At 70.7% G+C, this 24493-nt stretch carries 21 protein-coding genes, 2 tRNA genes and 1 riboswitch; of the genes, 15 read left to right on the top strand and 8 right to left on the bottom strand.

The window, feature by feature from the left end; translation table 11 throughout:
- Positions 1 to 23 precede the first annotated feature (23 nt).
- Both AB0G17_RS04450 and AB0G17_RS04445 read left to right on the top strand, forming a co-directional pair.
- Positions 24 to 1577, top strand: coding sequence for an amino acid permease (locus AB0G17_RS04450; protein WP_361375417.1), 1554 nt, complete (start codon positions 24 to 26; stop codon positions 1575 to 1577).
- A 113-nt stretch (positions 1578 to 1690) separates the two neighbouring features.
- Positions 1691 to 1763, top strand: a tRNA-Lys gene (locus AB0G17_RS04445).
- A 308-nt stretch (positions 1764 to 2071) separates the two neighbouring features.
- Here AB0G17_RS04445 and AB0G17_RS04440 read toward each other — a convergent pair.
- Together AB0G17_RS04440 and AB0G17_RS04435 are read right to left on the bottom strand one after the other, a co-directional pair.
- The gene (locus AB0G17_RS04440) at positions 2072 to 2644 is read right to left on the bottom strand and encodes an HD domain-containing protein (RefSeq protein ID WP_361375415.1); all 573 of its coding nucleotides are present in this window, start codon (positions 2642 to 2644) and stop codon (positions 2072 to 2074) included.
- Positions 2645 to 2661: 17 nt separating this feature from the next.
- Entirely contained in the window at positions 2662 to 3765 is a 1104-nt protein-coding gene (locus tag AB0G17_RS04435) for an XRE family transcriptional regulator (protein WP_361375413.1), read from the bottom strand.
- 141 nt (positions 3766 to 3906) lie between these two features.
- On the opposite strand from AB0G17_RS04435, the gene AB0G17_RS04430 reads away from it, so the two are divergent.
- The 6 genes from AB0G17_RS04430 to AB0G17_RS04405 all read left to right on the top strand — a co-directional run bounded on the left by AB0G17_RS04430 (position 3907) and on the right by AB0G17_RS04405 (position 8024).
- A complete protein-coding gene (locus AB0G17_RS04430; protein WP_361375411.1) occupies positions 3907 to 4287 on the top strand; it encodes a DUF6415 family natural product biosynthesis protein in 381 nt (126 codons plus the stop codon).
- Positions 4288 to 4581: 294 nt separating this feature from the next.
- Entirely contained in the window at positions 4582 to 5607 is a 1026-nt protein-coding gene (locus tag AB0G17_RS04425; protein ID WP_361375409.1) for a radical SAM protein, read from the top strand.
- Positions 5604 to 6245, top strand: coding sequence for an AAA family ATPase (locus AB0G17_RS04420; protein ID WP_361375407.1), 642 nt, complete (start codon positions 5604 to 5606; stop codon positions 6243 to 6245). The genes AB0G17_RS04425 and AB0G17_RS04420 overlap by 4 nt, the downstream gene beginning before the upstream one ends.
- Positions 6238 to 6744, top strand: a complete 507-nt coding sequence (locus AB0G17_RS04415; RefSeq protein ID WP_361375405.1) for a hypothetical protein — start codon at positions 6238 to 6240, stop codon at positions 6742 to 6744. Before AB0G17_RS04420 ends, AB0G17_RS04415 begins: the two co-directional genes overlap by 8 nt.
- Positions 6744 to 7538, top strand: coding sequence for an STM4013/SEN3800 family hydrolase (locus tag AB0G17_RS04410; RefSeq protein WP_361375403.1), 795 nt, complete (start codon positions 6744 to 6746; stop codon positions 7536 to 7538). Before AB0G17_RS04415 ends, AB0G17_RS04410 begins: the two co-directional genes overlap by 1 nt.
- A gap of 21 nt (positions 7539 to 7559) precedes the next feature.
- Positions 7560 to 8024 (top strand): NUDIX hydrolase, encoded by a 465-nt coding sequence (locus AB0G17_RS04405; protein WP_361375401.1) that lies wholly within the window; start codon positions 7560 to 7562, stop codon positions 8022 to 8024.
- 2104 nt (positions 8025 to 10128) lie between these two features.
- Here the strand turns inward: AB0G17_RS04405 and AB0G17_RS04400 are convergent.
- Positions 10129 to 10683: a GNAT family N-acetyltransferase gene (locus tag AB0G17_RS04400; protein WP_361375398.1), complete on the bottom strand. Its 555-nt coding sequence runs from the start codon at positions 10681 to 10683 to the stop codon at positions 10129 to 10131.
- A gap of 12 nt (positions 10684 to 10695) precedes the next feature.
- Positions 10696 to 11466, bottom strand: a complete 771-nt coding sequence (locus tag AB0G17_RS04395) for a hypothetical protein (protein WP_361375396.1) — start codon at positions 11464 to 11466, stop codon at positions 10696 to 10698.
- A gap of 767 nt (positions 11467 to 12233) precedes the next feature.
- On the opposite strand from AB0G17_RS04395, the gene AB0G17_RS04390 reads away from it, so the two are divergent.
- The 7 genes from AB0G17_RS04390 to AB0G17_RS04360 all read left to right on the top strand — a co-directional run bounded on the left by AB0G17_RS04390 (position 12234) and on the right by AB0G17_RS04360 (position 18698).
- Positions 12234 to 13064, top strand: coding sequence for a helix-turn-helix domain-containing protein (locus tag AB0G17_RS04390; protein ID WP_361375394.1), 831 nt, complete (start codon positions 12234 to 12236; stop codon positions 13062 to 13064).
- Positions 13065 to 13208: 144 nt separating this feature from the next.
- Positions 13209 to 14279 (top strand): PhlD, encoded by a 1071-nt coding sequence (locus AB0G17_RS04385; RefSeq protein ID WP_361375392.1) that lies wholly within the window; start codon positions 13209 to 13211, stop codon positions 14277 to 14279.
- A 188-nt stretch (positions 14280 to 14467) separates the two neighbouring features.
- Positions 14468 to 14541: transfer RNA gene (locus tag AB0G17_RS04380), tRNA-Met, on the top strand.
- A gap of 155 nt (positions 14542 to 14696) precedes the next feature.
- The gene (locus tag AB0G17_RS04375) at positions 14697 to 14984 is read left to right on the top strand and encodes a hypothetical protein (RefSeq protein WP_361375390.1); all 288 of its coding nucleotides are present in this window, start codon (positions 14697 to 14699) and stop codon (positions 14982 to 14984) included.
- A gap of 160 nt (positions 14985 to 15144) precedes the next feature.
- Positions 15145 to 16293 (top strand): PP2C family protein-serine/threonine phosphatase, encoded by a 1149-nt coding sequence (locus AB0G17_RS04370; protein WP_361375388.1) that lies wholly within the window; start codon positions 15145 to 15147, stop codon positions 16291 to 16293.
- A gap of 156 nt (positions 16294 to 16449) precedes the next feature.
- Positions 16450 to 16597, top strand: a riboswitch (cyclic di-AMP (ydaO/yuaA leader).
- 62 nt (positions 16598 to 16659) lie between these two features.
- Complete coding sequence (locus AB0G17_RS04365; RefSeq protein WP_361376257.1) at positions 16660 to 17688, top strand: M23 family metallopeptidase; 1029 nt, start codon at positions 16660 to 16662, stop codon at positions 17686 to 17688.
- Between the two features lie 65 nt (positions 17689 to 17753).
- The gene (locus tag AB0G17_RS04360; protein WP_361375386.1) at positions 17754 to 18698 is read left to right on the top strand and encodes an aldo/keto reductase; all 945 of its coding nucleotides are present in this window, start codon (positions 17754 to 17756) and stop codon (positions 18696 to 18698) included.
- Positions 18699 to 18770: 72 nt separating this feature from the next.
- Here the strand turns inward: AB0G17_RS04360 and AB0G17_RS04355 are convergent, their stop codons facing one another.
- The 4 genes from AB0G17_RS04355 to AB0G17_RS04340 all read right to left on the bottom strand — a co-directional run bounded on the left by AB0G17_RS04355 (position 18771) and on the right by AB0G17_RS04340 (position 23837).
- Positions 18771 to 20207, bottom strand: a complete 1437-nt coding sequence (locus tag AB0G17_RS04355; RefSeq protein ID WP_361375384.1) for a PrsW family intramembrane metalloprotease — start codon at positions 20205 to 20207, stop codon at positions 18771 to 18773.
- Between the two features lie 54 nt (positions 20208 to 20261).
- Complete coding sequence (trmB, locus tag AB0G17_RS04350) at positions 20262 to 21101, bottom strand: tRNA (guanosine(46)-N7)-methyltransferase TrmB (RefSeq protein WP_361375382.1); 840 nt, start codon at positions 21099 to 21101, stop codon at positions 20262 to 20264.
- A gap of 41 nt (positions 21102 to 21142) precedes the next feature.
- Positions 21143 to 22357, bottom strand: coding sequence for an L-2-hydroxyglutarate oxidase (gene lhgO / locus AB0G17_RS04345; RefSeq protein ID WP_361375380.1), 1215 nt, complete (start codon positions 22355 to 22357; stop codon positions 21143 to 21145).
- Between the two features lie 64 nt (positions 22358 to 22421).
- Positions 22422 to 23837 (bottom strand): MFS transporter, encoded by a 1416-nt coding sequence (locus tag AB0G17_RS04340; protein WP_101389311.1) that lies wholly within the window; start codon positions 23835 to 23837, stop codon positions 22422 to 22424.
- Between the last annotated feature and the right edge of the window lie 656 nt (positions 23838 to 24493).

Raw genomic sequence — 24493 nt, 5'->3', positions numbered from 1 at the left:
CCAGCGAGGGAATCGCTGGGGGCATGACAAGTGACGCGAGTACGAATCCGGGCGCCCACGGGGCCCCGGACGGTCTCGGTCCGGCGGACGTCGTGCCCGCGAAGGCGGGCGCGGCCTCCGACGAAGAGCGGCTGGCACAGCTCGGCTACACCCAGGTGCTGGCCCGCCGGATGTCCGGCTTCGCCAACTACGCCGTCTCGTTCACCATCATCTCGGTCCTCTCCGGCTGCCTGACGATGTACGCGTTCGGCATGAACACCGGCGGCCCGGCCCTGATCACCTGGGGCTGGGTCGGGGTCGGCCTGATGACGCTGCTGGTCGGCCTGTCGATGGCCGAGATCTGCTCGGCGTACCCGACGTCGGCGGGCCTGTACTTCTGGGCACACCGCCTGGCGCCGGAGCGGAGCGCGGCGGCCTGGGCCTGGTTCACGGGCTGGTTCAACGTGCTCGGCCAGGTCGCGGTGACGGCCGGGATCGACTTCGGCGCGGCGTCGTTCCTGGGTGCCTACCTCAACCTCCAGTGGGACTTCGAGGTGACCCCGGGCCGTACGATCGCGCTCTTCGCGGCGATCCTGATCCTGCACGGCCTCCTGAACACCTTCGGCGTACGGATCGTGGCGATCCTCAACACGGTGAGCGTGTGGTGGCACGTGCTGGGGGTGGCGGTGATCGTGGGAGCGCTGACGTTCACACCGGACCACCACCGCTCGACGACGTTCGTCTTCACCCACTACGTGAACAACACGGGCTGGAGCAGCGGCTTCTACGTGGTCCTGATCGGCCTCCTGATGGCCCAGTACACCTTCACCGGCTACGACGCCTCCGCGCACATGACGGAGGAGACGCACGACGCGGCGACGGCGGGCCCACGCGGGATCGTGCGCTCGATCTGGACGTCATGGATAGCGGGCTTCGTCCTGCTCCTCGGCTTCACCTACGCGATCCAGTCGTACGACGACGAGCTCGGCTCGGCGACCGGCGCGCCGCCCGCGCAGATCCTCCTGGATGCCCTCGGCGCGACGACAGGCAAGCTGCTCCTGCTGGTGGTGATCGGCGCGCAGCTCTTCTGCGGGATGGCGTCGGTGACGGCCAACTCCCGTATGATCTACGCCTTTTCGCGCGACGGCGCGCTCCCGTTCTCCCGCGTCTGGCACACGGTGAGCCCGCGCACCCGCACCCCGGTGGCGGCGGTCTGGCTGGCCACGGCGGGCGCCCTGGCGCTCGGCCTCCCCTACCTGATCAATGTGACGGCGTACGCGGCGGTGACGTCGATCGCGGTGATCGGCCTGTACATCGCGTACGTGATCCCCACGCTGCTGAGGCTGCTGAAGGGCGAGTCCTTCGAACGCGGCCCCTGGCACCTGGGCCGCTGGTCCCGCCCGATCGGCGTGGCGGCGGTGGCGTGGGTCGCCCTGATCACCATCCTCTTCATGCTGCCGCAGCTGTCCCCGGTGACCTGGAAGAACTTCAACTACGCGCCGGTGGCGGTGCTGGCGGTCCTCGGCTTCGCAACGGCATGGTGGACGATCTCGGCCCGCCACTGGTTCCTCCGCCCCTCATCCACCGGGCCCCAGTGACCTGCGCATCCGCGCCCCGATGACCGCCGAATGGGCCCCGCCGGGCCCGGAAGCCGATACCCGATCGGCTGCCGGGCCCTGTCGGGCTATGCTGCGGGGGTGCGGTATGCCAGGGGCCATTAGCTCAATTGGCAGAGCAGCGGACTTTTAATCCGTTGGTTGTCGGTTCGAGTCCGACATGGCCTACGCACAGCGGGGGAGGGGTTAGCCTCTCTGACCTGCTACGGAGCGTCTCAGTCGGTGATCATCGGCTGGGGCGTTCCGTCGTTGTGGGGGTCGTTTGGGGGCCCGTGCGTGAGCGATGCGTGAGCGGACGTCCAGGAATGGGGCGCCATTCGCATCCGCCGCCTCGGGGAACGCCACGCCCCCAGCCCCCGGGCACAAACAGCGCAGTCCCGCAGCGTCAAGAAGTGCCCGGTTGCTCCCGCCCAATCGACGGCGGCCACGCCGCCGCCGTCGGCGCGACGGCGTTGATCACATTCGGGCCGCAGCCCCTATCGGAGATAGGTCTGCTGCCACTCCAGTGACGGCATGTTCAGTGCCGCCTCGGCCAGGTCCTTGGCCGAGGCGGTCTTGAGGCTGGCGAGGCTGGTGTCGATCCAGTTCTGTACGTTCTGGTAGCCCTGTTCCCGGTACTCCACGGCCTGGATGAGGCATTCGAGCTTGTCGGCGTCGTGTGCGACGACCACCTCGGGGCTGTCGCCGTTCTCGTACTCCTCCACGATGCGCTGCACGCCGGCGGTGACGGCTGGGTGGGCGGCGGAGATCTGGTCGGCCGTGACGGCTTCGTTGGTGGCGGCCTTCAGGTAGCGGCGGCCGATGCGGGGGATGTCGCTGACGCGGGTCTCCTGGGTGTCGTGGAAGACGCACATCAGGGCAACCTTCGCGGGGTCCGCGCCCTCCATCATGGCCAGGACGCTCCCGATGACGGCCGTGCGGAAGCTGTGCTCGGCGATGGTCTCGGGGTCCTTGACGCCGACGATCCACCAGCCGGACCGCTTGGCCCTCTTGAGCATCCCCATCTCGAACAGGAACCCTGCGGTGCCGCGGCTCTGGTCGTCTGCCATGTGTGGCCCTCCATCGTTCATGTGCGGTTGCCTAGCTGGTACTGCACGGCGCGGAGATCACGCCGGGACCGGGGAGAGATCGCGCTGTTGTCGAGGATCTGTCCGACATTCTCACCGAGCACGCCCGCCACGGAAGGGGCCGCCTGCGGAAGCCACGGGTGCGCGTGTACCAGCGCCCAGATCGAGTGGGCGTACAACTCCACATAGGTCGGGGCTTCGTGGAGTCCACGGACGAGGAGACGCAGGAGCGTTATGGGATCCCAGCCGGTGAGTTCGCGGTCCCGCATGAACAGGTCGCTGGGCTGGGGGCGGGAGGCGGCGCCGAGCCAGTACGCCCAGTAGTTCAGGTTCGCGGCCTCGCCCGCGTCGTCGTCCACCAGGGCGCGCTCGATGAAGTCGCGTAGCGGTTGCGGATCTCCTTGGCGGGCAAGGGCAGTTGCTGTCGAACGTGCTTCGGGCCACAAGGGTGACCAGCCGTGGACGGACAGGGCGCCTCTGCCCTTGTGGAGCACGCGGGCCGTCCAGGCGGAGGTGTCGGGACTGTCGTCGTAGGAGGTGAGGTACGCCGCCTGCCGACGCAGCAGCACACCGGCCCCACTCCTGCTGGACGCACTCTCCGCGACATCCCTGAGATGGGTGAAGAGTTCGAGTCGCTGTTGGGCTGGGATGATCGGCGCGGTCGGTACGGCTCCACGGCGACGCGGTGGCGGTCGGTTCGCCAGCATCGGGGGTGGGGTCCCGTTGACCGCCCAGGCGAACATGTGGGCTGTCGCACGGGTGTGGACCCATTCCGCCAGCGGATGCTGCTCCAGCCGGAGCGGTGGGCTGAGCGCGCCGCTGATGATGCGGTCCGCGTCCATCGCCGCGTCCAGGAGCTGCACCAGTTCGGTGTCCGCGCCAAGCGCGGGTAATCGACGGCGCAGATCGAGCAGGGCGCCGGCTTTCACGTTGGCCAGGGGGCGACGACCGGACTCCCAGCCCTGGAGCGTCGCGAGGTCGACCTGCAGATCCTCGGCCAGGCCGGTCTGAGTGCGGGGGATGCTCTCGCGGGCAAGGCGCAGCACGTAGCCGGAGACGATCCCGCTGGTGTCGATTCTGCGTGGCTGCGGCCCGTGGCCCATGACGCCCTCCCGCCTCGGCGTGGCGCTCCGCACAACACGTACCCGGGGTCAGTCCTATCGCATTCCCCACGCTCATACGGTCGTTGTGACCGATCGGATGGCCCGCCGAGGGCCGCTTCGAGGAGGAGTGCGGTGGGGACAGTGACGCATCAGAAAGCGGCGGACAGCGCGCCGACCGCCGTGCCTTCGGCAGGTGAACTGGAATTGATCGCGCTGGACTGCGACCGGGCGCTCGTCAGGTTCGCGCACCACCCCGATCCTGAGGAGAACGCCCGCCAACTTGCCGTCATGCTCGGGCACGGCGAGCGGTTGACCAAGTCGGTCAGGAGACTGCCCGAAGCCGAGTGGGACATACGAGTCTCCGGTGCGCTGCAGGACTGGGCGGAGCTGATCGACCGTGGTCCCGGCGACGGGCCGTTCGCGAACTGGACGTACTTGCGGGCGCTGGCTCGCGCGGTCCGCTCGTTCACGCAGTTCCTCCAGGCCCGCAACCGGCCGCGCCCGCTCCGGTCCGACCTGTGAGCCCACGCCGGGAGGTCATGGCTTACGTCCTGGTCCTTGCCGTACTGATCACCGTCCTCGCGGTCGCCATCGCCGCTGAGAGCGGCTGACCTCCGGCTCTCCCGCGTAACGCTCCCCGAAGCAGGACAGGGCGCGGGAGAAACAGGGCGCCCTGCCCACCGGGAGCGCCCAGCCGGTCGCGGCCGCCGACTCCCCGGAGAACGGGCGAGCTGCGGCCGGCACCTCATCGAACGCGAACGCATCCACCGCCCCTCGCACGTGCCATCACTCCGCCCACTCGTTCCGGAGGACGCCGTGAGCACCACCACAGCCCTGGCCGCCCCCGAGGCGGTCGACTGGACCGCCTTACGGAACTTCGCCGCCCTGCGCGGCCAGTTCCGGATCTCCCTTACGCCCCGGTGCAACCTCGGCTGTTTCTTCTGCCACAACGAGGACGACGTACCGCCGCCCCTGACCCTGCGCGACCGCACCCAGCAGCCACGCCGCCGCGTCGTCTCCGCCGAGGACTTCCTGACCTTCATCCAGGCGATGATCAAGGCGGGGGTGCGGCGCGGCTACTTCAGCGGCGGTGAACCGCTGGTGTCACCGGTGGCCCGCGAGGTACTGGCGCACCTCCCTGACATCGGCACGGACGGCTCGTACACGCTGATCACCAACGGCACTCGCATCCGCCGGAATCAGAATTGGCTTGCCGAGACCCGCCTCGACAAGGTGAAGGTCTCGCTCCACTACTTCTCCGACGCCTCGTTGCTCGACATCGCCGGGGTGCGTACAGGCATCGCACCGATCCTCGACGGGATCGAGGCCGCCCGCGAGACTTTCGAACGGGTCGAGCTGAACTGCCTGCTGCTGCGCCAGAACCAGCACGAGGTCCGGCCCATCCTCGACCACGCCCTCGCGCGCGGCCTGCCGGTGCAGTTCATCGAGCTGGTGCCCACCGACTTCAACGAGAAGCACGCCGACAACGCCGTCCCGGCCGCGAAGATCGTCCAGCACCTTCGGACCCTCACCGCCGACGAGCACATCGAGGTCGCCGGGGTCGGCCAGGGCCGACGGGTCTTCCGTATCGGCGGGGTGGAGATCGACGTCATCGAACGCGGTCTCGGCCGCCATCACGTCGGCCAGTGCGGCACCTGCCCCGTCCGCTCGAACTGCGTCGAAGGCTTCTGGGCCCTGCGCGCCGACCACGCCGCCGGCGTCCAGCCGTGCCTGCTCCGTGGCGACCTGCGTCTGGACATCAAAGACGCGCTGAGCGACACGGACCGGCTCGCCGAGGCTGTCGCCCGCCACGTCACCGCCTTCACCGAGGGGACCCTGTGACCACCCTGCCGCCCGCGTACGCACCGACCTCGTACGAAGACTTCCCCCGCGGCTTCTTCGGCGTCCTTGAAGGCGTCTCCGGAGTCGGGAAATCCACCCTCGCCCGTGTCTTGGCCAAGCGGCTGGAAGCGACCGCTTTACACACGCTGAGCCTGCCGCACGAGGGGTGGGCGGAGGAGGCGAGGCTGCGGTTACGGGCCCTGCCACAGTTCGCGTTCTACCTGTCCGGCCTGCTCCATGCCGCGGACCGGGTTCGGCAGGCACTCACGGCCGGGCCGGTCATCGCCGACCGGTACAGGTCGTCCGTCATCGCCTGCCACGCAGCGGCACATGGTGTGACCACTGAGGAGGTGGCTCGCCTGCTGGCGCCGTTCCACGAGTACCTCGCCTGCCCTTACCGCACGTTCTACCTCCGCTGTTCCGAGGACGTCCTACGGGAGCGGATGCGCGGCAAGCAGGACCTGAAGCAGGACGACGCCGATCTGTTCGAGGTGCCGCACCGCCTCAAGGAACTGCTCGCGAACTTCGAGACGGTCGCCGCCAGTGATCCCACCGCTGTGGTCCTGGACACCGACGGCCGCTCCCCGGACCAGCTCGCCGACGAGGTCCTGGCGTACGTGGAGGCCGACCGTGCTTAAGCCCATCAACACCGATGTGGTGATCCGGGACGGCGGCGCCCACGGCCGGTACCCCGGAGAGATCCACGAGGCGGTCGGCTGGTGGCTCGGAGCCTGTCTCGTCAGCACGTTGAAAGCCCACCGCATCGCCGTCGCCCACGACGGTCGCGCCAGCAGCGTCGTGTTCGTTCAACGGCTGTGCCGAGGCGCCATCAATGCCCAGCACCACGCCTGCACCGTGCTCACCCTGCGCGTCGCTGACGAAGACATCCTTCTCCGGACGATGGCTGAGCTGGGCGAAGTACCCGGGGCTCGCATCTCCACCACCGGCTCGGAGAGCGCCGAGACCGTCTCCGTCGTTCTGTACGGGCCCGATGGCAAGCCCCTCGACGAGGACACCGGCCTGGCGACGATCCGGCGGATGATCGCCGACGACCGAGTCCCGATCCCCGTCAACGAGACGGCCAAGGGCCGGATCGAGCACTACCCCCATCCGCCCACCGCGGAAGGAGCCAAGTAATGATCGACGCGGCCGACATCATCGGCAACCGGGATCCGATCCTGTTCATCACCCTGGATTCCCTGCGCTACGACACCGCCCGCAGCGCGCTGGACGACGGCATGACTCCACGCCTCGCGGGACTGCTGCCTGATGCGGGCTGGGAGCGGCGCCAGACGCCCGGCACCTTCACTCTCCCCGCCCACATGGCCTTCTTCTCCGGTTTCTTGCCAAAGCTCCCGCAGCCCGAGCAGCCCGCCCGGCTCTGGGAGTGCCGACCGCCCTCCTTCAAGGCGGTCCCGCCGGAGACGTTCGTCTTCGACGCCCCGAACCTGCTCGCCGGGCTGGGCCAGCACGGCTACCGCACCGCCTGTGTCGGCGGCGTCACGTACTTCTCGCGCGAGACCCCGCTCGGCACTGTGCTGCCGGACATGTTCGACGAGGACCACTGGTGCCCCGCCTTCTGCTCTCCGGAACCCAACTCCACCCGCCACCAGGTCGACCGCGCCCTGGAGATCGCCGACCTCTTCGACAAACAGGCCCTCTTCCTGTTCATCAACGTCTCCGCCACCCACGTTCCTCACGGCCACTATCTCGGAGACAGCCACGACAGCACGGCCTCCCAGCGCGCTGCCCTGGCCTACGCCGACCAGCACCTGGGCCGCCTCATCACCACGCTCACGTCCCGCCGCCGATGGCTGATCATCCTGTGTGCCGACCACGGCGACGCCTTCGGCGAGGACGGCTTCCACGGCCGGGGCATCGCCCACCCCGTCGTGATGAACGTGCCCTACGCGGCCATGGTGCGCGGCTGAACCCCACTACGCTCGCGGGGCATGAGCGACGAACGCACCCGCCCGGCTCGCGACGCCTCGGTCATCGTGGCGCGGGATGACGACGGCCAAGTGGCCATCTTGGCTGCCGACTTCCCATGCCACGGCGGCGAGTACCTGTTCCTGCCCGGCGGGCGCCGCGAGGAGGGTGAGAGCCCCGAGGAGTGCGCCCGGCGCGAGCTACGTGAGGAAGCCGGCATCACCGCGGAACACTGGCGGCCCCTCGGGGCGTACGCGATCACCCTGGGATCGACAGCCCGCATCCACCTCTACGAGGCCCACGGGCTGACCCTGGGCCCTCAGCAGCTCACCCCGACAGAGGAGGACTACAAGCTGTCGTGGTGGCCCATGTCAGATGCCATCCAAGCTGCCGAACAGGGACGCTTCCTCCTCCCTGCAGGCCCGCTCGCTCTGCTCCTCGCCGACCGAGCCACGGATTCGTCATGGCCTCGCACCAGGAGAACATGAAGACCACACCGGGTCCCTCGGGGGTTTGTTGCATCGCCCTAATCATTGCCGAGATCGAATCCGCTGTTATCGCTCCGGTAGGAATTCCAGCGAAGGGCGTCACCTTGTGTAGGGCTGGTACCTAATTTCCTCCGATGGTCCTTGATACTCTCCCTAGAGTAGCGGCCTTCATTATTACGCCCCCTACGACTTCGTGGGCTGGGCTGATAAGTCCGCGAGGGTTAATGCGGATTTTGCTCGAGAACGGTTGATTTCCGTTGCTGAAGCCACGCCAGGTGCCGTCTTCCCTGCGGTCTCTTGGCCGCAGGATGTCAATGAGTCGATACGCATCAAGGGCCTGAGTGGTGTCGTACACATCGCGAGACAGCCCGAAGAGTCCGGCCCTTTCTTTCCAAGAGATGGATCTGTACTCCTGATGGGAGGTCAGGTGGAGGCACATCAAATAGGCGGCGATCTCGCTCTTCGTTAACACGTGCACCCAGCCATTTGTGAAGAACCGGAAGGGTATATTTATTGTTTCTTCGTCGTCATGTGGGACGCGGTACGTGACTGCACCCGTAGATGAGCTGCTGGCATCCTCCGAGAGGAGTGCGAATCTCTCGTACCGGTTTGCTGCTCCAGATCTTCCGATGTCGACCAGATGGTTCTTGGATAGGAGGCTGAGAGCCGAACGGAACTGGCGAAGCTTGTTCTGTGTGTAGGCCGATGCTTGTGTGGCACTGCCGCTGGACTTGGCGGATACGGCGACGAGGTCTAGCCAAGTTAAAGGGTCAGGACCGCGTCTGCTAAGGGGAATTTGGTTGCTCCATGACCGGCCGGGGTCCGATTGGCATTGAGCCGCAAAAAGTGTAGTCAAGTGGAATTTGAGTGCTACCCCTTGCGATAGAATGAGTTGAGCCATAGGAGGAAGTATTCGATTGGCGGGGCGTTTGCGTTCGTCGACTTCTGGTCCGAACCTGGGTGGAAGGAATGGGTACGGACTCCAGAGGTCTGTATCTGGAATATTTAGGTTGCGCGCGTAGCGATTTCGGACACGAACTTCCCTGGGTGCGCGGCCGTCGGACCACAGCTTCTCGGCCGCGGTGAGGACTTCCGGGAGTCCTCGCTCCCGGACAAGAACCCTCAGGTCTTCGGCTCGCTTGTGAGCCCTCTTCTGGTTCTGAGTCGTCTCCGTCATGGTCCCCCCCGTCCCGTAGGTCATGACGTCTTGGTCCGTCCTCCCCCACTCAGCGTGCGCGCACGCGCGCGGATAGGTCGGACCAAGACGTCATGAGCCCCCATGCCTGTCCCCGAATGGCTCGCCCAGAATGATTCACGCCGAGCACCGCCCGGTGGTTCGGCAGCGAGGACGGCAGCGCCGGCAAGCATCCACCGTCCTCGCACCCAACCAACAGCGCCCCGGAGGAACACTGATGTCTACCTACCTTATGCAACTCGGTGTTGACGCCGCAGTCTTCGTTGCCGTTCTCGCGGTCGGCGTAGTGCTCATCATGAGTCGGTCGGTCGATGCCCAGGACATGCCAGTTCTCGCGTCGGCTCTTGGCGGTCTGTATGCCGCATGGGCCAGCCGTTCGTCTCACAGCAGCCAGTAGTCGAGGCTGGGCGCCCTCGTTCGCCAACGGCACGAGTGAGAGCGTTCATCTCAGCTGTCTTGGTCGACATCCTGATTCAGGGCGTCTCGGAAGCTGCGTACGGTGCGTGGCTCGTGGCCGTAGCTAGCCGTCCGACGTGCTCGTACAAGACCAGCGATGCGTGAGCGATGCGTGAGCGGACGCGCGAGCACACGCCATCCGGGGCCGGACCTACCAGCAAGCCGGTCCTCGCTGACCAGCGAAAACAGGACGGCGGGGGGAGCAGTCAAAACTACCCGGCATGATCTTGCCGGGACTTTTAATCCGTTGGTTGTCGGTTCGAGTCCGACATGGCCTACTGCTCGCGAGGCGGAGGAACCTTCCTCTGACCTGCGCCAAAGCGCCCCATCCGACTTCTTCGGGTGGGGCGCTTTGGCGTGCCCGCGGCGTCCCGTGCCCTGATGTGAGCCCGAGGTGAGCCCGGCGGTACGAACGGCCTGCCGCGGGACCAGCCTTACCGCGGCCTCGGCAGCTCAGTGAAGGTCGAGCAGCATCACGTCGTGCAGGTCCGCGCCCGCCCAGGGGCGGGCATCGCCGATCTTGCGGTACCCCCATGCCCGGTACGTGGCCACGGCCGCCTTGCTGTCCGGGTGGACGTTGAGCAGGACCCGCTCGGCCTCGGTGCCGTAGAGGACGGCATCGTGCAGGCGGCGGGCGATGCCCTGCCTGCGCCATGCGGCCCGCACGGCGAGTTCCATCAGGCCGAACGTCCGGCGGCCGTCCTCGCGCCGCATCTCGTCGGGCACGGGCACAGTCAGTTGGTCCCACCAGCCCGTCTGCGGCCCGAGTGGGTAGCCGTACGCCATGCCGACGGCCTCGCCGTCCGAGGTGCTCGCCAGGGCGCCGCGGAAGGTGGCCTTGCGAGTCTGCGACCGGAAGCGGCGGAACGCGGCTGCGACGTCAGTCTCGGTCTCGTCGTACGGCGGCTCGGCGAACGCCTCGGCGTAGACCAGACGGAACGCTTCCTCGGCCCTGGCGGCGGCCGGCCCGTCGAGCTGCTCGACGCTGGCCTGTGCTGGCTGACTCATCCGGCGGCCCTCTCACACGGTTTCGCGGATACGTGCCACGCACTCGCGGGCGGTTGGGCTGTCGACTACCCCGGCCGCCCGCTGGAAATCGTGCACCTTGCACAGCAGCCGGGGCGAGGCGATGCCTCCCCAGGTATCCAGCACGCCGCCCACCTCGGCGCACGCCTCGTCGACCTCCCCCGCGGCGAGGAGTACACCGGCGAGCTTGACGCGGTACGAGGCGCTGTTCCGGGCGAGCCCACCGCCAATGCCGCGCACGGCCGCCCGGAGGAACGGCACGGCGCGCTTGGGCTGATCTGCTCGTACGTACATGTCCGCCGTGGCGTAGTCGACCTCGAACGGACCCACGAACTTGGCCCAGTTGGGCACGTCCGTGTCGGCGTCCGCACGCCCCTGGTAGCTGACGGCGCGGGACAGGGCGCGTCGGGCGCCCGGCAGGTCCCCGGCGTGCGTGGCGACGTTGGCATCGCGCAGCGCGATCACGAGGTGCACCGTCGCACCTGCCCCTGCTTGGGTCGCGAGGCGGTAGGCGTTCTCGACGGCACTCGCAGCCTCCCAGGACCGGCCGGCCTTGACCGCGAGGAGTACGAGCGTCTCCAGCACGGAGACCTGTAGCAGCGGGTTGTCGACGAGCTGCGCCGCGGCGAGGGCTTCCATGCAGGCGGCGCGGCCCTCCGCGATGCGCCCGCCGTCGTAGCCATACCAGGCCCGGTGCCCGTGCAGCTCGGCGAGCATCGTCTGTAGCTCACGGCCCACGCCGAAGGTGTACGAGGCGCTACTCACATCTCCAAGGCGCGCGGGGCCGCCTCACCGGCAGCACCACCTCACCGGCAGCGCCACCCGCACCAAAAACACGGCCGGCGCCGTGGGGCCGCCCAAGAGGGGGCGGGCTCCACGGCGCCGGCCGTTTCAGTCCCGGCCCGCATGCCGGGACTGGCCGGAGACGGGGGAATGTTGCTCTCCGGCGTGCCGCGGGCGGCCGGTGTCGAGGACGCGACGTATTGGCGATTGTCGACACCGGCCGCTGTTCGGGGTACGTGTACGCCGGCCGTCCCCGCGGCACAGGGACATCCGCCGCGTCCCGGGTGAAGGGGCGGGGCGCGGCGTCCTAGAAGACACCAAGCAACCGCTTTCACCTGGTCCGATACGTACGAGCCCGTGAGGGCTTCGTGCGGAACAGTCTGGAGGGGTACCCCGCCCCCTTTCCAGGGGGTCGAATTGCAGATAATGATCCAGCCATCAACATCCGGCCCCGGGCCGCCCCGGCACTCCGGGCAGCGGCTTTCGTGAGAGGGGAGCGCCCCCGACAGACCGACGGACCGAGAGGCCGACAGACCGATAACCGGCGGACCGGCGGACCGGCGGACCGGCGGACCGGCAGGCCGGCAGGTCTATGGCCGGCAGGCCCCATACACCGGCGGACCGATAGGCCCTCAGGTCGTCACGCCCTCACGCCCCCACACCCCGTCGTCCCCGCCGCGACGACAGCCGTTCGTCCCCGTCCCCCCGTGAACGAAGGTCCCGCTTTGCCGCTCGCCACCCGTGACCGCATGTCTCTCAAGACCCTCCTCCAGGAGCGGCGCGCCGCCATCCACCCGGAGTCCGCCGGGTTTCCGCCGCGTCAGGCGGGGCCGGGGCGACGGGTCGCCGGGCTCAGCCAGGAGCAGATGGACATCCTTCTGGAGCGCACCCCGGGCACGTACAACCGGTTCGAGAACGGGCAGCTCAACCCCACCGCCGAGTTTCTGACGAACGTGGCGCGCACGCTGCGCCTCAACGAGCAGGAGTGGACGTTCCTTTGGCGGCTCACCCGGCGCGAGTACCCGCCGTACACCCTGCACCGCGACTCCGGCATGTCGGTGCCCGGTGTCTGGCAGCGGGTCGTCGAGCAGATCGACGGGGCGATGGCCTACATCACCGACGCCGCCTGGAACCTGCTCGCCCACAACGCGGAGTTCGCCGCGCTCTTCCCGCGGGGTGAGGTTCCGGCCAACACCATGCGGTGGATGACCCTCGAGCCCGAGGCGCGCGAGGACGTCCTGACGGACTGGGCGCAGCGGTGGGCGCCCATGGTGCTGCCGCAGCTGCGGCACGGGGTGGAAATGCGGCCCAACCACGCGGAGCTGCGGCGGTTGGAGGAAGAAGTGCAGGCCGATCCCGTCGCCGGGCCGCTCTACCGGGAGACCGGGGCGACCCCGATCCCGTACCCCGACGGCTCCGAACGGCCCATCAGGCACAGCCAGTTGGGGCCCGGATGGGTGACGACCTGTGTGGCCGAGCCGGTCACCTCGCCCGGGGCACGGGTGATGCTGCTGCTCTACACCCCGGGGGCGTCGCTCGTCAGCCGTCACCCCGTGCTGAGCGCGCCGTTGACGAGCTGAGCGTACGACCGGCGGGTCCCGGGGGCGGGACAGCGCGCGGAACGACTCCCTCCGGCTGAGCTCTGTTCGAATTCTCAGGGACGAATTCCAGCCGTCTCAAGTAGGTTGAGGTTTCGCTCGTCGGCCACCCGAGGGAGCTCACTCGTGCCCGCTCACATAGCCCTCCCTGCCATAGCGCTGCCGGACCACGTCATCGCCACGGATGAGATCTGCGCGGACATCCGACGTGCCAACCCCGATCGGCCGCGGCTGGAGGCGCACCTGCGGATCGCCCGGGCCACCACCGTCCGCACCCGCCGTTTCACCCGCCCCCTCGACGCCCCGACCGTGGCCGGAAATGCCACCATCGAGGAGCGCAACAGGACGGCGTACGAGGACGCGCTGGGGCTCGCGGTCCGCTCCGGGCGACAGGCCCTGGTCCACGCGGGCCTCGCCCCCGACGACATCGACTGCCTCGTCACCAGCCACACCACCTCCTGGACCGTGCCGTCCCTCGACGTCGCCCTCGTACGGGAGCTGGGCCTGCGGCCGGACGTACGCCGCGTCCCCATGTCGACCGTCGGCTGCGCGGGCGGCGCGCACGGCCTGGTCCGGGCGCACCAGGACATCGCCGCGCACCCGGGCTCGCACGTCCTGGTCGTCGTCGCCGAGTGCCTGTCGACGGCCACGTACAACCACAGCGACACCAGCCGCGAATCGATGATCTACAAGGTGCTCTTCGGGGACGGCTCGGGCGCGGTCGTCGTCTCGGGCAGCCCGACCTGGAGCGGGCCCGGGTTCGTCATCGAGGACACCTTCGAGTACGTCCTGCCCGACAGCATCGACCGCTACCGGGGCCGCCTCTCGGGCGCCGGGCTGCACTTCGACTCCACGTCCGCCGCCACCGCCGCGCTCAACGACAGCCTCCCGGCGGTACGCAAATGGCTCGGCGGCAGCGGCCGCGCCCTCGAATTCGCGGTCGTCCACCCCGGCGGGCCCCGGGTCCTGGAGGACGCGGCCGCCGGGTTCGGCCTGAACGGAGACCGCGACCACGGCGATCTGCGGCACGCCTGGGCGAGCCTGGCGGCCAACGGGAACCTGGGCGGCTCGGCCGTCCTCGACGTCCTCGCCCGCACCTACGCGCAAGCCCCCGGCGACCGGCAGTCGGGCCTGATCATCGGCTTCGGTCCGGGGTTCGTGCTGGCGGCGGCCCGGGGCCACTGGGAAGCGGCCTGAGCGGACCGCCCGCAGAAACGCCCTGCGGAGGGAGCCACGGCGAGGCTCCCGTGAGCGCCCCCGTTTGACCGGCAGGGAGAGGTTCCCGTGAGCGCCCCCGTTTGACCGGCAGGGAGAGGTCCCCGTGAGCGTCCCCCGTTAACCGGTTCGGAGCACCGCCCCGCATGCCGTACAGTTGTGTTTACCGACGCGGGGTGGAGCAGCTCGGTAGCTCGCTGGGCTCATAACCCAGAGGTCGCAGGTTCAAATCCTGTCCCCGCTACTGAAGTCCTTGGGCCCGGCACATGAAAATGTGCCGGGCCTTTGGCTTTCCCCCGGCCCTGCGCCGACGGACGCGTGCACCGCGACGCCCGAAGGTGTAGGCCGACCGTCACCCCGCCGACCGAGGTGCCCACGTACAGTAGTCTCACGTGTGCTATGCGCGAGCGTCTGGCGGGACTGCTGCGGGCGGCGACGCGGCGGAAGGTGCCCGCGGTGCCGCTGTTCGTCGCCCTGTGCGGGCTGCTGATGTGTCTGTCCCTGTCGCTGCCCCTGTCGCCCGCCCCGCCCTGGGTCTCCCCGCCCTCGTACGCCAGGGGCGGCGTCCCTTCCGTGCACGGCGGCCCGGCGGCCCGGCGCCACGCCCGGGGGACGTGTGTACGGGGCCGGGCGGGGCCCCGCCGGTGCCGGGCGCGGCTGATCGCCACGGGCGCGGACCGGCACTAGGGCGGGCAACTGAGGCGGGCAACTGAGGCGGGCGCTGCGGCGGGGCGCTGAGGCCGCACCCGGTTGGCCGAGGTGGGCTCGCCGCGCGCGGCCGAGCCGGACACCCTGGGTGGGGCGCGGAACGTCGGCGGCCCATGCGGACGGGCAGGAGACCACACAGGTGCGGCAGCGATCGGACGGCGGCGGCCGGGAGGGCTCCCGGCGGCTCGCCCTGGCGCGCGCGCTGCCCCTGGTGCTGCTGGTCGCCGGGATCGTCCTCGACGCGGCGACGCCGCCCGACCTGACCGCCGCCGCCCTCTTCGCGGCCGCGCCCCTGATCGCGGCCCCGTTCTTCGGCCCGCTCGGCACGGCCGTCGCGGGCGCCTCGGCGGTCGCGGCGGTGCTGCTCACGGAGTATCTGCACGACATCCCCAGTACCGGCGAGGCGGTCAGCGAGCTGTTCACCGTCACCACCGTCGGCGTGCTCGCCCTCTTCACCAACCGCATGCTGCGCCGCAGCGGCGAGCGCCTCGCCTCGGCACGGGTCATCGCGGAGACCGCCCAGCGCGCCGTGCTGCCCACGCCCGCTGAGCGCATCGGCGGTCTCCAGGTGGCCGCGCGGTACGAGGCGGCCCAGGCCGGCGCTTTCATCGGCGGGGACCTCTTCGCCGTCCAGGACACGCCGTACGGGGTGCGCCTGGTCGTCGGGGACGTGCGGGGCAAGGGGCTGGAGGCGGTGGAGACGGTGGCCGTGGTCATCGGGGCGTTCCGGGAGGCGGCCGAGCAGGAGACGACCCTGGAGGCGGTGGCCGGGCGGCTGGAGCGCGCGCTGACCCGGGAGGGCGCCCGGCGCGACGGTCTGGACGCCGTCGAGGGGTTCACCACGGCCGTGCTCGCCGAGATCCCGCGCGGCGCCGGGTCCGTACGCCTGGTGAACCGGGGTCACCCCGAGCCGCTGCTGCTCCACGCCGACGGGGCGGTGGACGTCCTCGCCCCGACCGACCCGGCCCTGCCGCTGGGGATGGCGGACCTGGGGGTGTGGCCGGACCGGGCCGACGCGTACCCCTTCCCGGCCGGGGCGACGCTGCTCTTCTACACCGACGGCCTCTCCGAGGCGCGCTCCATCGATCCGCCCGGGGTCTTCTACGACCCGTACGAGCGGCTGCGCGGCCGCATCTTCCCAGGACCGGCCCAGGTCCTGGACGCGCTCGTCGACGACGTGCGCAGACATACGGGCGGGGGTGCGAACGACGACATGGCGCTGCTCGCGGTGGGGCGGCCCGGCGAGCGGCAGCCGGAGCGGCGGCGGACGATGCCCGTGGTGCCGTGACGGCGCGTAGTCGAACAACCTCCCTGCGCGCAACAGTTGACACACCGCCATCAGTTGTCCCCAACGATCACCGGGAACAGCTTGGAATCCGGTCCCGCTGTCTATTAACGTTCGATAACGCAGCGCGGTCGTCCCAGCCGTCGTCATAGGCGGCACCGCGCGCGTGCGCCGAATCCCGCGAGGGAACCGGGGAACCACCAACTTGGGGTGAATCGGGCACCTTTGCACCTTCGAAAGGTGCCCGTAGGAGACCTTCCTGCTCCGAACCCGTCAGCTAACCCGGTAGGCGAGAAGGAAGGAAAGGAGTGCGCCTCCGTGGCGTCCAACGAGCCTGCCCTCGGCACCCCGCCGGTTCCCCCCGTCTCCCTGTACGGGCCCGCGCCCAGTGACACCGAGGTGTGGGAGGAGTGGGACCCCACCGAGGAGTCCGTGCGCTCCGTACGCGGCAGACACCGCGTCGCCAAGCAGCGCGGCGGACTCGCCCGCAGCTCAACCGTCCTCGGCGTCGGCGTCATCGCGGCCGTCGGCGCGGGCGGCATGGCCAGCGCCCAGACCAAGCCGCCGGTCTCCATATCCCTGCCCGACTCGGTCGCGAACAACCTCCCCGACGTCAAGTCCCTGCCGGGCGTGGGCACGCTGATCTCCGACATCGCGGGCGACGAGAAGGCCGACCCCTCCCCGGCCGACCGGGCCGACCAGGCCGTCGCGAGCGCCCCCCTCACCATGGCCGGCGTCTCCCGGGCCGACGCCGAACAGGGCGCCACCGGCGCCGGCGAGGCCCTGCGCGCCCGCATCCTCCAGCAGGCCGAGCAGCAGCAGAACGACGCCGAGGCCGAGGCGAAGGCGGCCGCCGAGAAGGCCGCGGCACAGAAGGCGGCGGCCGAGGCGAAGGCCGCGCAGAGCGCCGCGGAGCAGAAGGCGGCGGCCGAGAAGAAGGCCGCCGAGGAGGCCGCCGCCAAGAAGGCGGAGGAGGAGCGGCTCGCCGAGCTCGCCAAGAGCTACTCGCTCCCGGTCGCCTCGTACACGATCACCTCGACGTTCGGCGAGGCCGGCTCGATGTGGTCCTCCGGCCACCACACCGGCCTCGACTTCGCCGCCCCGACCGGCACCCCGCTCAAGGCGATACACGGCGGCACGGTCAAGTCGGCGGGCTGGTCCGGCTCGTACGGCTACCGCACGGTCATCGAGCTGGAGGACGGCTCCGAGCTCTGGTACTGCCACCAGTCGTCGATCGCCGTCAGCGCGGGCCAGAAGGTGACGACCGGCGAGACGATCGGACGCGTCGGCGCCACCGGCAACGTGACGGGCCCGCACCTCCACCTGGAGGTGCACACTCCGGGCGGGACGGGCATCGACCCGATGGGGTGGCTGCAGTCGAAGGGCCTCAACCCGTAAGTCCGCCGCAGGGACGCGGGCGGGGGCGCGGAATAGCCGTGGCCCGCCCGCCCGTTGCACCCCCCATGACCTCTTTGCGCCCCCTCGGCTCCTCCGACCTCTCCGTCTTCCCGCTCGCCCTCGGCGGCAACGTCTTCGGCTGGACCGCCGACGCGGCCGCCTCGTTCGCGGTGCTCGACGCCTACACCGCGGCGGGCGGCAACTTCGTGGACACCGCCGACGCGTACTCGTCCTGGGTCCCCGGCAACGAGGGCGGCGAGTCCGAGGAGATCATCGGCAAGTGGCTGGCCGAGCGCGGCAACCGGGAGGACGTCGTCGTCGCCACCAAGGCGGGCGCCCACCCGCGGTTCAAGGGGCTGGCGGCCCCCACGATCAAGGCCGCCGCCGAGGCGTCGCTGCGCCGGCTGGGCACGGATTACATCGACCTGTACTACACGCACTTCGACGACGAGTCCGTCCCGGTCGAGGAGATCGTCACCGCCCTCGACCAGCTGGTGCGGGAGGGCAAGGTGCGCGCCGTAGCCGCCTCCAACATCTCCCCGGAACGGCTCCAGGACTCGCTGGACTTCTCCGACCGCGAGGGCCTCACCAAGTACGTCGCCCTCCAGCCGCACTACAACCTGGTCTCGCGCGACACCTACGAGGGCCGCCTCCAGGACACCGCCGCCCGCTCGGGCCTGGCCGCGGTTCCCTATTTCGCGCTCGCCTCCGGGTTCCTCACCGGCAAGTACCGCCCGGGCCAGAACGTGGACAGCGCGCGGGCCGGGAGCGCCGCCAAGCACCTGGAAACCGACCGGGGTACGAAGGTGCTGGCCGCGCTCGACCGCATCGCCCGGGCCCATGGCGCCGAGCCCGCGAGCGTCGCGCTCGCCTGGCTCGCGGCCCAGCCGACCGTGGTCGCCCCGATCGCCTCGGCCCGTACGGTCGAGCAGCTGCCCGCGCTCCTCGCGGTCGCGGAGCTGGAGCTCACGGACGCGGAGCTGAGCGAGCTGAAGACGGCCTCGGCGTAGGTCTTGGCGGCCCAGGTCTCGTCGGCCTGGGGCTTGGCGGCCTGGGCGTTGGCGGCCGCAGCAGCGGTCCTCTCAGCCGCCCCCGCGCAGATAGGGGTTGTGGTTGTACGGGGAGGCCTGGTTGTGGTTGTACGGGGAGGCCTGGTTGTAGCCGTACGGCGGTTCCTGGTGGTAGCCGTACGGGGCGGCCCGGTGTCCGTACGGGTACGGCTGGGGCGGGATCCAGATGCGGCCCGCCGCGCCCGCCGCGTACAGCAGCGAGGGCCCGGCCACCTCCCTGCGCGCCCACAGGTGGTGCAGCAGCTCCTGCTCGCGGGCGGTGAAGTCCGGTCCTGCCTGGGCGCGGCGGGCCCGGCGGCGCAGGAACGCCAGGGCCGTCGCGAAGGCCTCGTACTCCGCGACCGTCCGCGCCGCCCGCTTGCCGCCGTAGGTGCGGTGCGCGAAGTCGCGGGCCATCGAGCGGGCCCGCATCGAGGAGAGCGCGAGCGGTTCGGCCGGGCCCAGCCAGCCCGCCGCCGCGTACGCGGGCAGCTCGGCCGCGACCGTGCGCAGCTCCCGCTGGCGGCTCCAGACCGCCAGCCAGGTGAGCAGGCCGAAGACGGGGACCATGAACGCGATGTAGACGAGGTAGAACCCGTACGTCCCGAACGACGACGAGCCGTTCCAGAGCGCGTGCATCCCCATCGCGGACAGCAGCCCGAGCAGCGGCAGACCGATACGGCGCCAGCGGCGGCCGGGCGCGGCGAGCGCGGCCGCCCCGAAGCCGATGCCGGTGCACACCGTGAACAGCGGGTGCGCGAACGGCGACATCACGATCCGTACGAAGAACGTCGCCGCGGTCGTCGAGGAGAGGCCCGCGGTGTGGCTGACCTGGTCCTCGCCGAAGGCGTTGCCCAGATAGAGGATGTTCTCGGTGAAGGCGAAGCCGGTCGCGGTGAAGCCCGCGACGACGACGCCGTCGACTATCCCCTTGAAATCCCGTCTTCGGAACAGGAAGAGCAGCAGCACGGCCGCCGCCTTGGCGCTCTCCTCGACGATCGGCGCGATGACGGTCGCGCCGAGGTGGTCGGCGGAGGACGGGTCGGCGGTCGCGGTGGCTATCCACTTGGTCGCGAACGAGTTGGCGATGATCGCCACCAGTGCGGCGGCGCACGCGCCCCAGGCGAAGGCGAACAGCAGGTTGCGCCACGGGCCCGGGTCCACGCGGTCGAGCCAGCGGAACGCGGCGGCGAGCAGCGGCACGGGCAGCACGGCCAGCGCGAGCCCCACCAGGAACCCCTCGGTGCCGGTCTGTTCCCGCACGATGGCGAGGATGACCAGTCCGCACAGGGCGAGCAGGGTGATCAGCGCGCCGGCCCGGACGGCCTTGGAGCGCCAGAAGTCCCGCCGCGGCCGGTAGCGCCATTTGGCGCGCTCGGGCACGGCGTCGAACCGCGGCTCGGCGCCGCGCTCCGGGACCGGCTGGAGCGGGCCCGGCGGCTGGCGTTGCGGAAGCGACTCGGACGACACCAGACGACCCTAACGAGGGGTACGGACAATGCGCGACGGTGCGTGGGGTCGCGGTCAGGCGGAGGGCTGCTCGGAGGACTGCTCCGAGCGCTGCCCGGGGTGCTGCTCGGCGTGCGGCTCCGGGGGCAGCTCGGCGGCGCGGGTGAAGAGCAGGTCGTGGACCACGTGGCCCTTGTCGAGGCCCTGCCCCTCGAAGCGCGTGAGCGGCCGGAACCCGGGCCTGGGCGCGTAGCCGCCGTCCGGCTGGGTGTTCTCGAACGCCGGGTGCGCGTTCAGCACCTCCAGCATCTGCTCGGCGTACGGCTCCCAGTCGGTGGCGCAGTGCAGTACGGCACCGGGCTTGAGCCGGGGGGCGGCGAGGGTGAGGAAGTCGGGCTGGATGATGCGGCGCTTGTGGTGGCGCTTCTTGGGCCAGGGGTCCGGGAAGTAGACGCGCAGCCCGTCCAGCGACTCCGGCTCCAGCATCTCGCGCAGCAGGATGATCGCGTCCCCGTTGGCGACGCGCACGTTGGTGAGGCCGCCGCGCTCGGCGAGCCCGAGGAGGTTGCCCTGGCCGGGGGTGTGCACGTCGACGGCGAGGATGCCGGTGCCGGGATCGGCGGCGGCCATCTCGGCGGTCGCCTCGCCCATCCCGAAGCCGATCTCCAGGACGACGGGCAGCCCGCCGAACATCTCGCCCAGGTCGAGCGTGCCGCGCCCGTCGATGTCGAGCCCCCACTGGGGCCACAGCCGCTCCAGGTACTCGCCCTGGCCGGTGGTCACCCTGCTGCGGCGCGGCTGGAAACTGCGGATCCGCCGCTCGTGGTGCGACCCGGCGGGGTCGGCGACGGGACCCCCGGGAAACCGGGGCTCGCCCTTGGGGCGGGGGACGGGGGCGGGGAGCTGCTCAGACACAATGACGGGATTCTACGTGCCCGGCTCCCGGGGCCGCCCGCTCACACCCGCGCCGCCCCCAGCACCCCCAGCGCCCGTCGGGCCACCTCGCGGCCGATCGGCAGGGACGCGGTCGCCGCCGGGGACGGGGCGTTCAGGACGTGGATCGTGCGGGGGGCCTCGCGGATGAGGAAGTCGTCCACCAGGGTGCCGTCGCGCAGCACCGCCTGGGCGCGCACGCCCGAGGCGGTCGGGTGCAGGTCCGCCTCGGTGACCGCCGGGAGCAGCCGGCGGACCGCCTCGGTGAAGGCGCGGCGGGACAGCGAGCGGTGGATCTCGCCCGCCCCGTACCGCCAGTGGCGGGCGGCCATGCGCCAGGAGCCGGGCCAGGTCAGGGTGGAGGCCAGCTCGGCCGGGCGGACCGTGCGCCAGTCGTAGCCCTCGCGGGCTGTCGCCGGCACCGCGTTCGGCCCGACGTGGACGCCGCCGCCCACTCCCCGGGTCAGATGCACCCCGAGGAAGGGGAACGCCGGGTCCGGCACCGGATACACCAGCCCCTTGACCAGGCCGGGCCGCGCCAGTTCGTAGTACTCGCCCCGGAACGGCACGATCCGCACCCCCGGCTCGTCCCCGGCCAGCCGCGCCACCCGGTCGCAGTGCAGCCCCGCGCAGTTCACTAGCGCCCGCGCCCGCAGCACCGCCCCGGTCGAGGTGCGCACCGCCACGCCCGCGTCGGGGCGGCGCGATATCCGCACCACCTCCGTCCCGTACCGGATCTCCGCGCCGGACAGCTCGGCCAGGCGGGCCGCGACCGCCGGGAAGTCGCACACCCCGGTCGTGCCGACGTGGATCGCCGCCAGGCCCCGGACCTCCGGCTCGTACTCCGCTATCTGTGCCGGGCCCAGCTCGCGCACCGGGATCCCGTTCTCCCGGCCGCGCTGGGCCAGCCCGTGCAGCCTCGGCAGCTCCTCGCGGCCGGTCGCCACGATCAGTTTGCCGGTCACCTCGTGGGCGATGCCCTGCTCCGCGCAGAACGCCACCATCTCGGCCGCGCCCCGCACCGCGTACCGCGCCTTGAGGGAGCCCGGGCGGTAGTAGATCCCGCTGTGGATCACTCCGCTGTTGCGCCCGGTCTGGTGGCGGGCCGGGCCCGCCTCCTTCTCCAGGACCGTCACGCGCGTCCCGGGCGAGGCCTGTGCGAGGGCATACGCCGTCGACAGGCCGACGATCCCGCCGCCGATCACCAGCACGTCACAGTCGTACGCGTTCACCACCACACCTCCCACCCCAGATAGTGCACTGGCCCACTGACAATGCCCGTAAACCCGTGGGGGAAGTGATCTACGCCGGGGCCACCAGCAGCGGCCGCGCCCTCTCCCGCAGCTCCACGACGCGCGGCTCGTCCCCGTACGGCTCCAGGCGGTGCAGCAGGTCCCGGACGTACTCGGTGGTGCGCGCCGACGAGATCCGCCCGGCGACCTCCACCGCGCGCGTGCCCGCCGCGCACGCCGCGTCCAGGTTGCCCGACTCCAGCTCGGCCACCGCCGACACCACCAGCCGCAGGCCGTGGGAGCGCACGAACTCCTCGGTGGGGCGCGACAGCGCCTGCTCGGTGAAGCGGCGCACCTGGCGCGGAGCCTTCAGGTCGCGGTAGCACTCGGCCGCGTCCGCCGCGAAGCGGTCGTACGAGTAGAAGCCCAGCCAGGACGGGTCCGAGTCGCCGTCCCGGGAGCGCTCCAGCCACGCCTCGGCGGCCTTGAGCGCCGCCCCGGCCGCGAGCGCGTCGCCCGCCTTCGCGTGCGCGCGTGCCTCGACGAGCCGGAAGAAGCTCATGGTGCGGGCGGTCGCCAGGCCCCGGTTGCGCTCGACGGCGGCCTGCGCCAGGTCCACCCCCTCGTCGGCGAAGCCCCGGTAGGTGGCCTGGAGCGACATGGAGGCCAGGACGTAACCGCCGAGCGGCACGTCGGCCGCCGCGCGCGCGAGGCGCAGGGCCTGGATGTAGTAGCGCTGGGCGGCCTCCTGCTGGCCGGTGTCGAAGGCCATCCAGCCGGCCAGTCGGGTCAGCTCCGCGGTCGCCCCGAACAGGCCCCGGCCGACCTCGTCCGAGTACGAGCCGAGCAACAGCGGCGCCGCGTCCACCCGTAAGCACTCGGGAACCATCGACGAACGCCAGTCCCCGCCCCCGTACTTGGAGTCCCAGCGGCGGGCGTCCTCCGCCGCCTCGCGCAGTTTGGCCACATCGCTGTGGCCGACCTTCAGCGGTGTCCCGGCCGCCCCGTCGTGGTCGCGCGCGACCGACGAGTCGGCGGGGGTTATGAGCCAGCGCGAGGCGGGGGTCGCGTACGCGGTGACCGCGAAGGATCCGGCCAGCGACTGCCAGATCCCGCCGCCCGCCCGGCGTCCGGCCAGATCGAGCCGGTAGAGCTCGGTCGCGGAACGGACCGCCTCGCCCACGTCGCGCGGGAACGCCAGACCCACCTCGGGCGCCGGGTCGGCGTCGGCGAGCCCGATCTCGTGCAGCGGCACCGGGCGGCCCAGCTTGGCGCCGATGGCCGCCGCGATCAGATGGGGCGCGGCGCCCTGGGGCACCATGCCCTTGGAGACCCAGCGGGCCACCGATGTCTTGTCGTAACGAAGGGTCAGACCGCGTTGGGCACCGAGGTCGTTGACCCTTCTGGCCAGTCCGGCGTTGCTGATTCCCGCGAGGGCGAGAACGGTGCCGAGCTTCTCGTTCGGCCCGCGTTGCTCCCTGGACATGCGCCACCCCTCGACACAGACGGCGTCCCCCGGGGCCGCGCCCCGGGGTCCGTCCGGCCGCACAATCGTGTGGCCGAGCCCCCAGGAATATGCCGCCCGCGGAGAACAGCAGTGCACCCAGCGTAGTTCGCCGCATCCCGACCGTTAAGAGGCGGTGTTCCGGATGGCGGGATTGTTTTCCGTACGGACGAGTTCGGCCGGTGTGCGTGTGCTCCGGGTGTGTGGCCGTGCGCGGTGCGTGCGCTCTGGCCCAGCCGGGGTGGGGAGCGCTTCCATGTCAGGTGCGTGGGTCGGCCCGCTGGACTGGATCCAGTGGGCTGGGGGACACCGTCGCCTCAATCCCCGCGGGCGGCGGACCGGTCCGGGAGGCGGACAGCGCCTCCCGGACTGTGGTTCTTCTCCGCCGGCTTTGCTGCCGGTTTCATGCCCGCTCCGAGGCGCCCGCCACGCGCGCCCGGGGTGAAGTTGGCCGAAAAGCGACGGTCCCGCACCACCCGGAAACGTCGCCTCAGCCCACGCGAAGGGCTGTCAATCGGCCATCTGCGGGGGCGCGTTCACTTTTTGCGCGCGCTACCCCGAGGCCCCTCCCGCACGCCATTGTCATGGCAGCATGGTCCCGAGCGACCTCAGAACCGCATGCCTACGGCTGGTCCTGG

It is taken from the genome of Streptomyces sp. NPDC023838 (genome assembly GCF_040639555.1).
Lineage (GTDB): Bacteria > Actinomycetota > Actinomycetes > Streptomycetales > Streptomycetaceae > Streptomyces.
The sequence above is the reverse complement of the archived record's forward strand: the minus strand, read 5'-3'. Positions and strand labels throughout refer to the sequence as shown.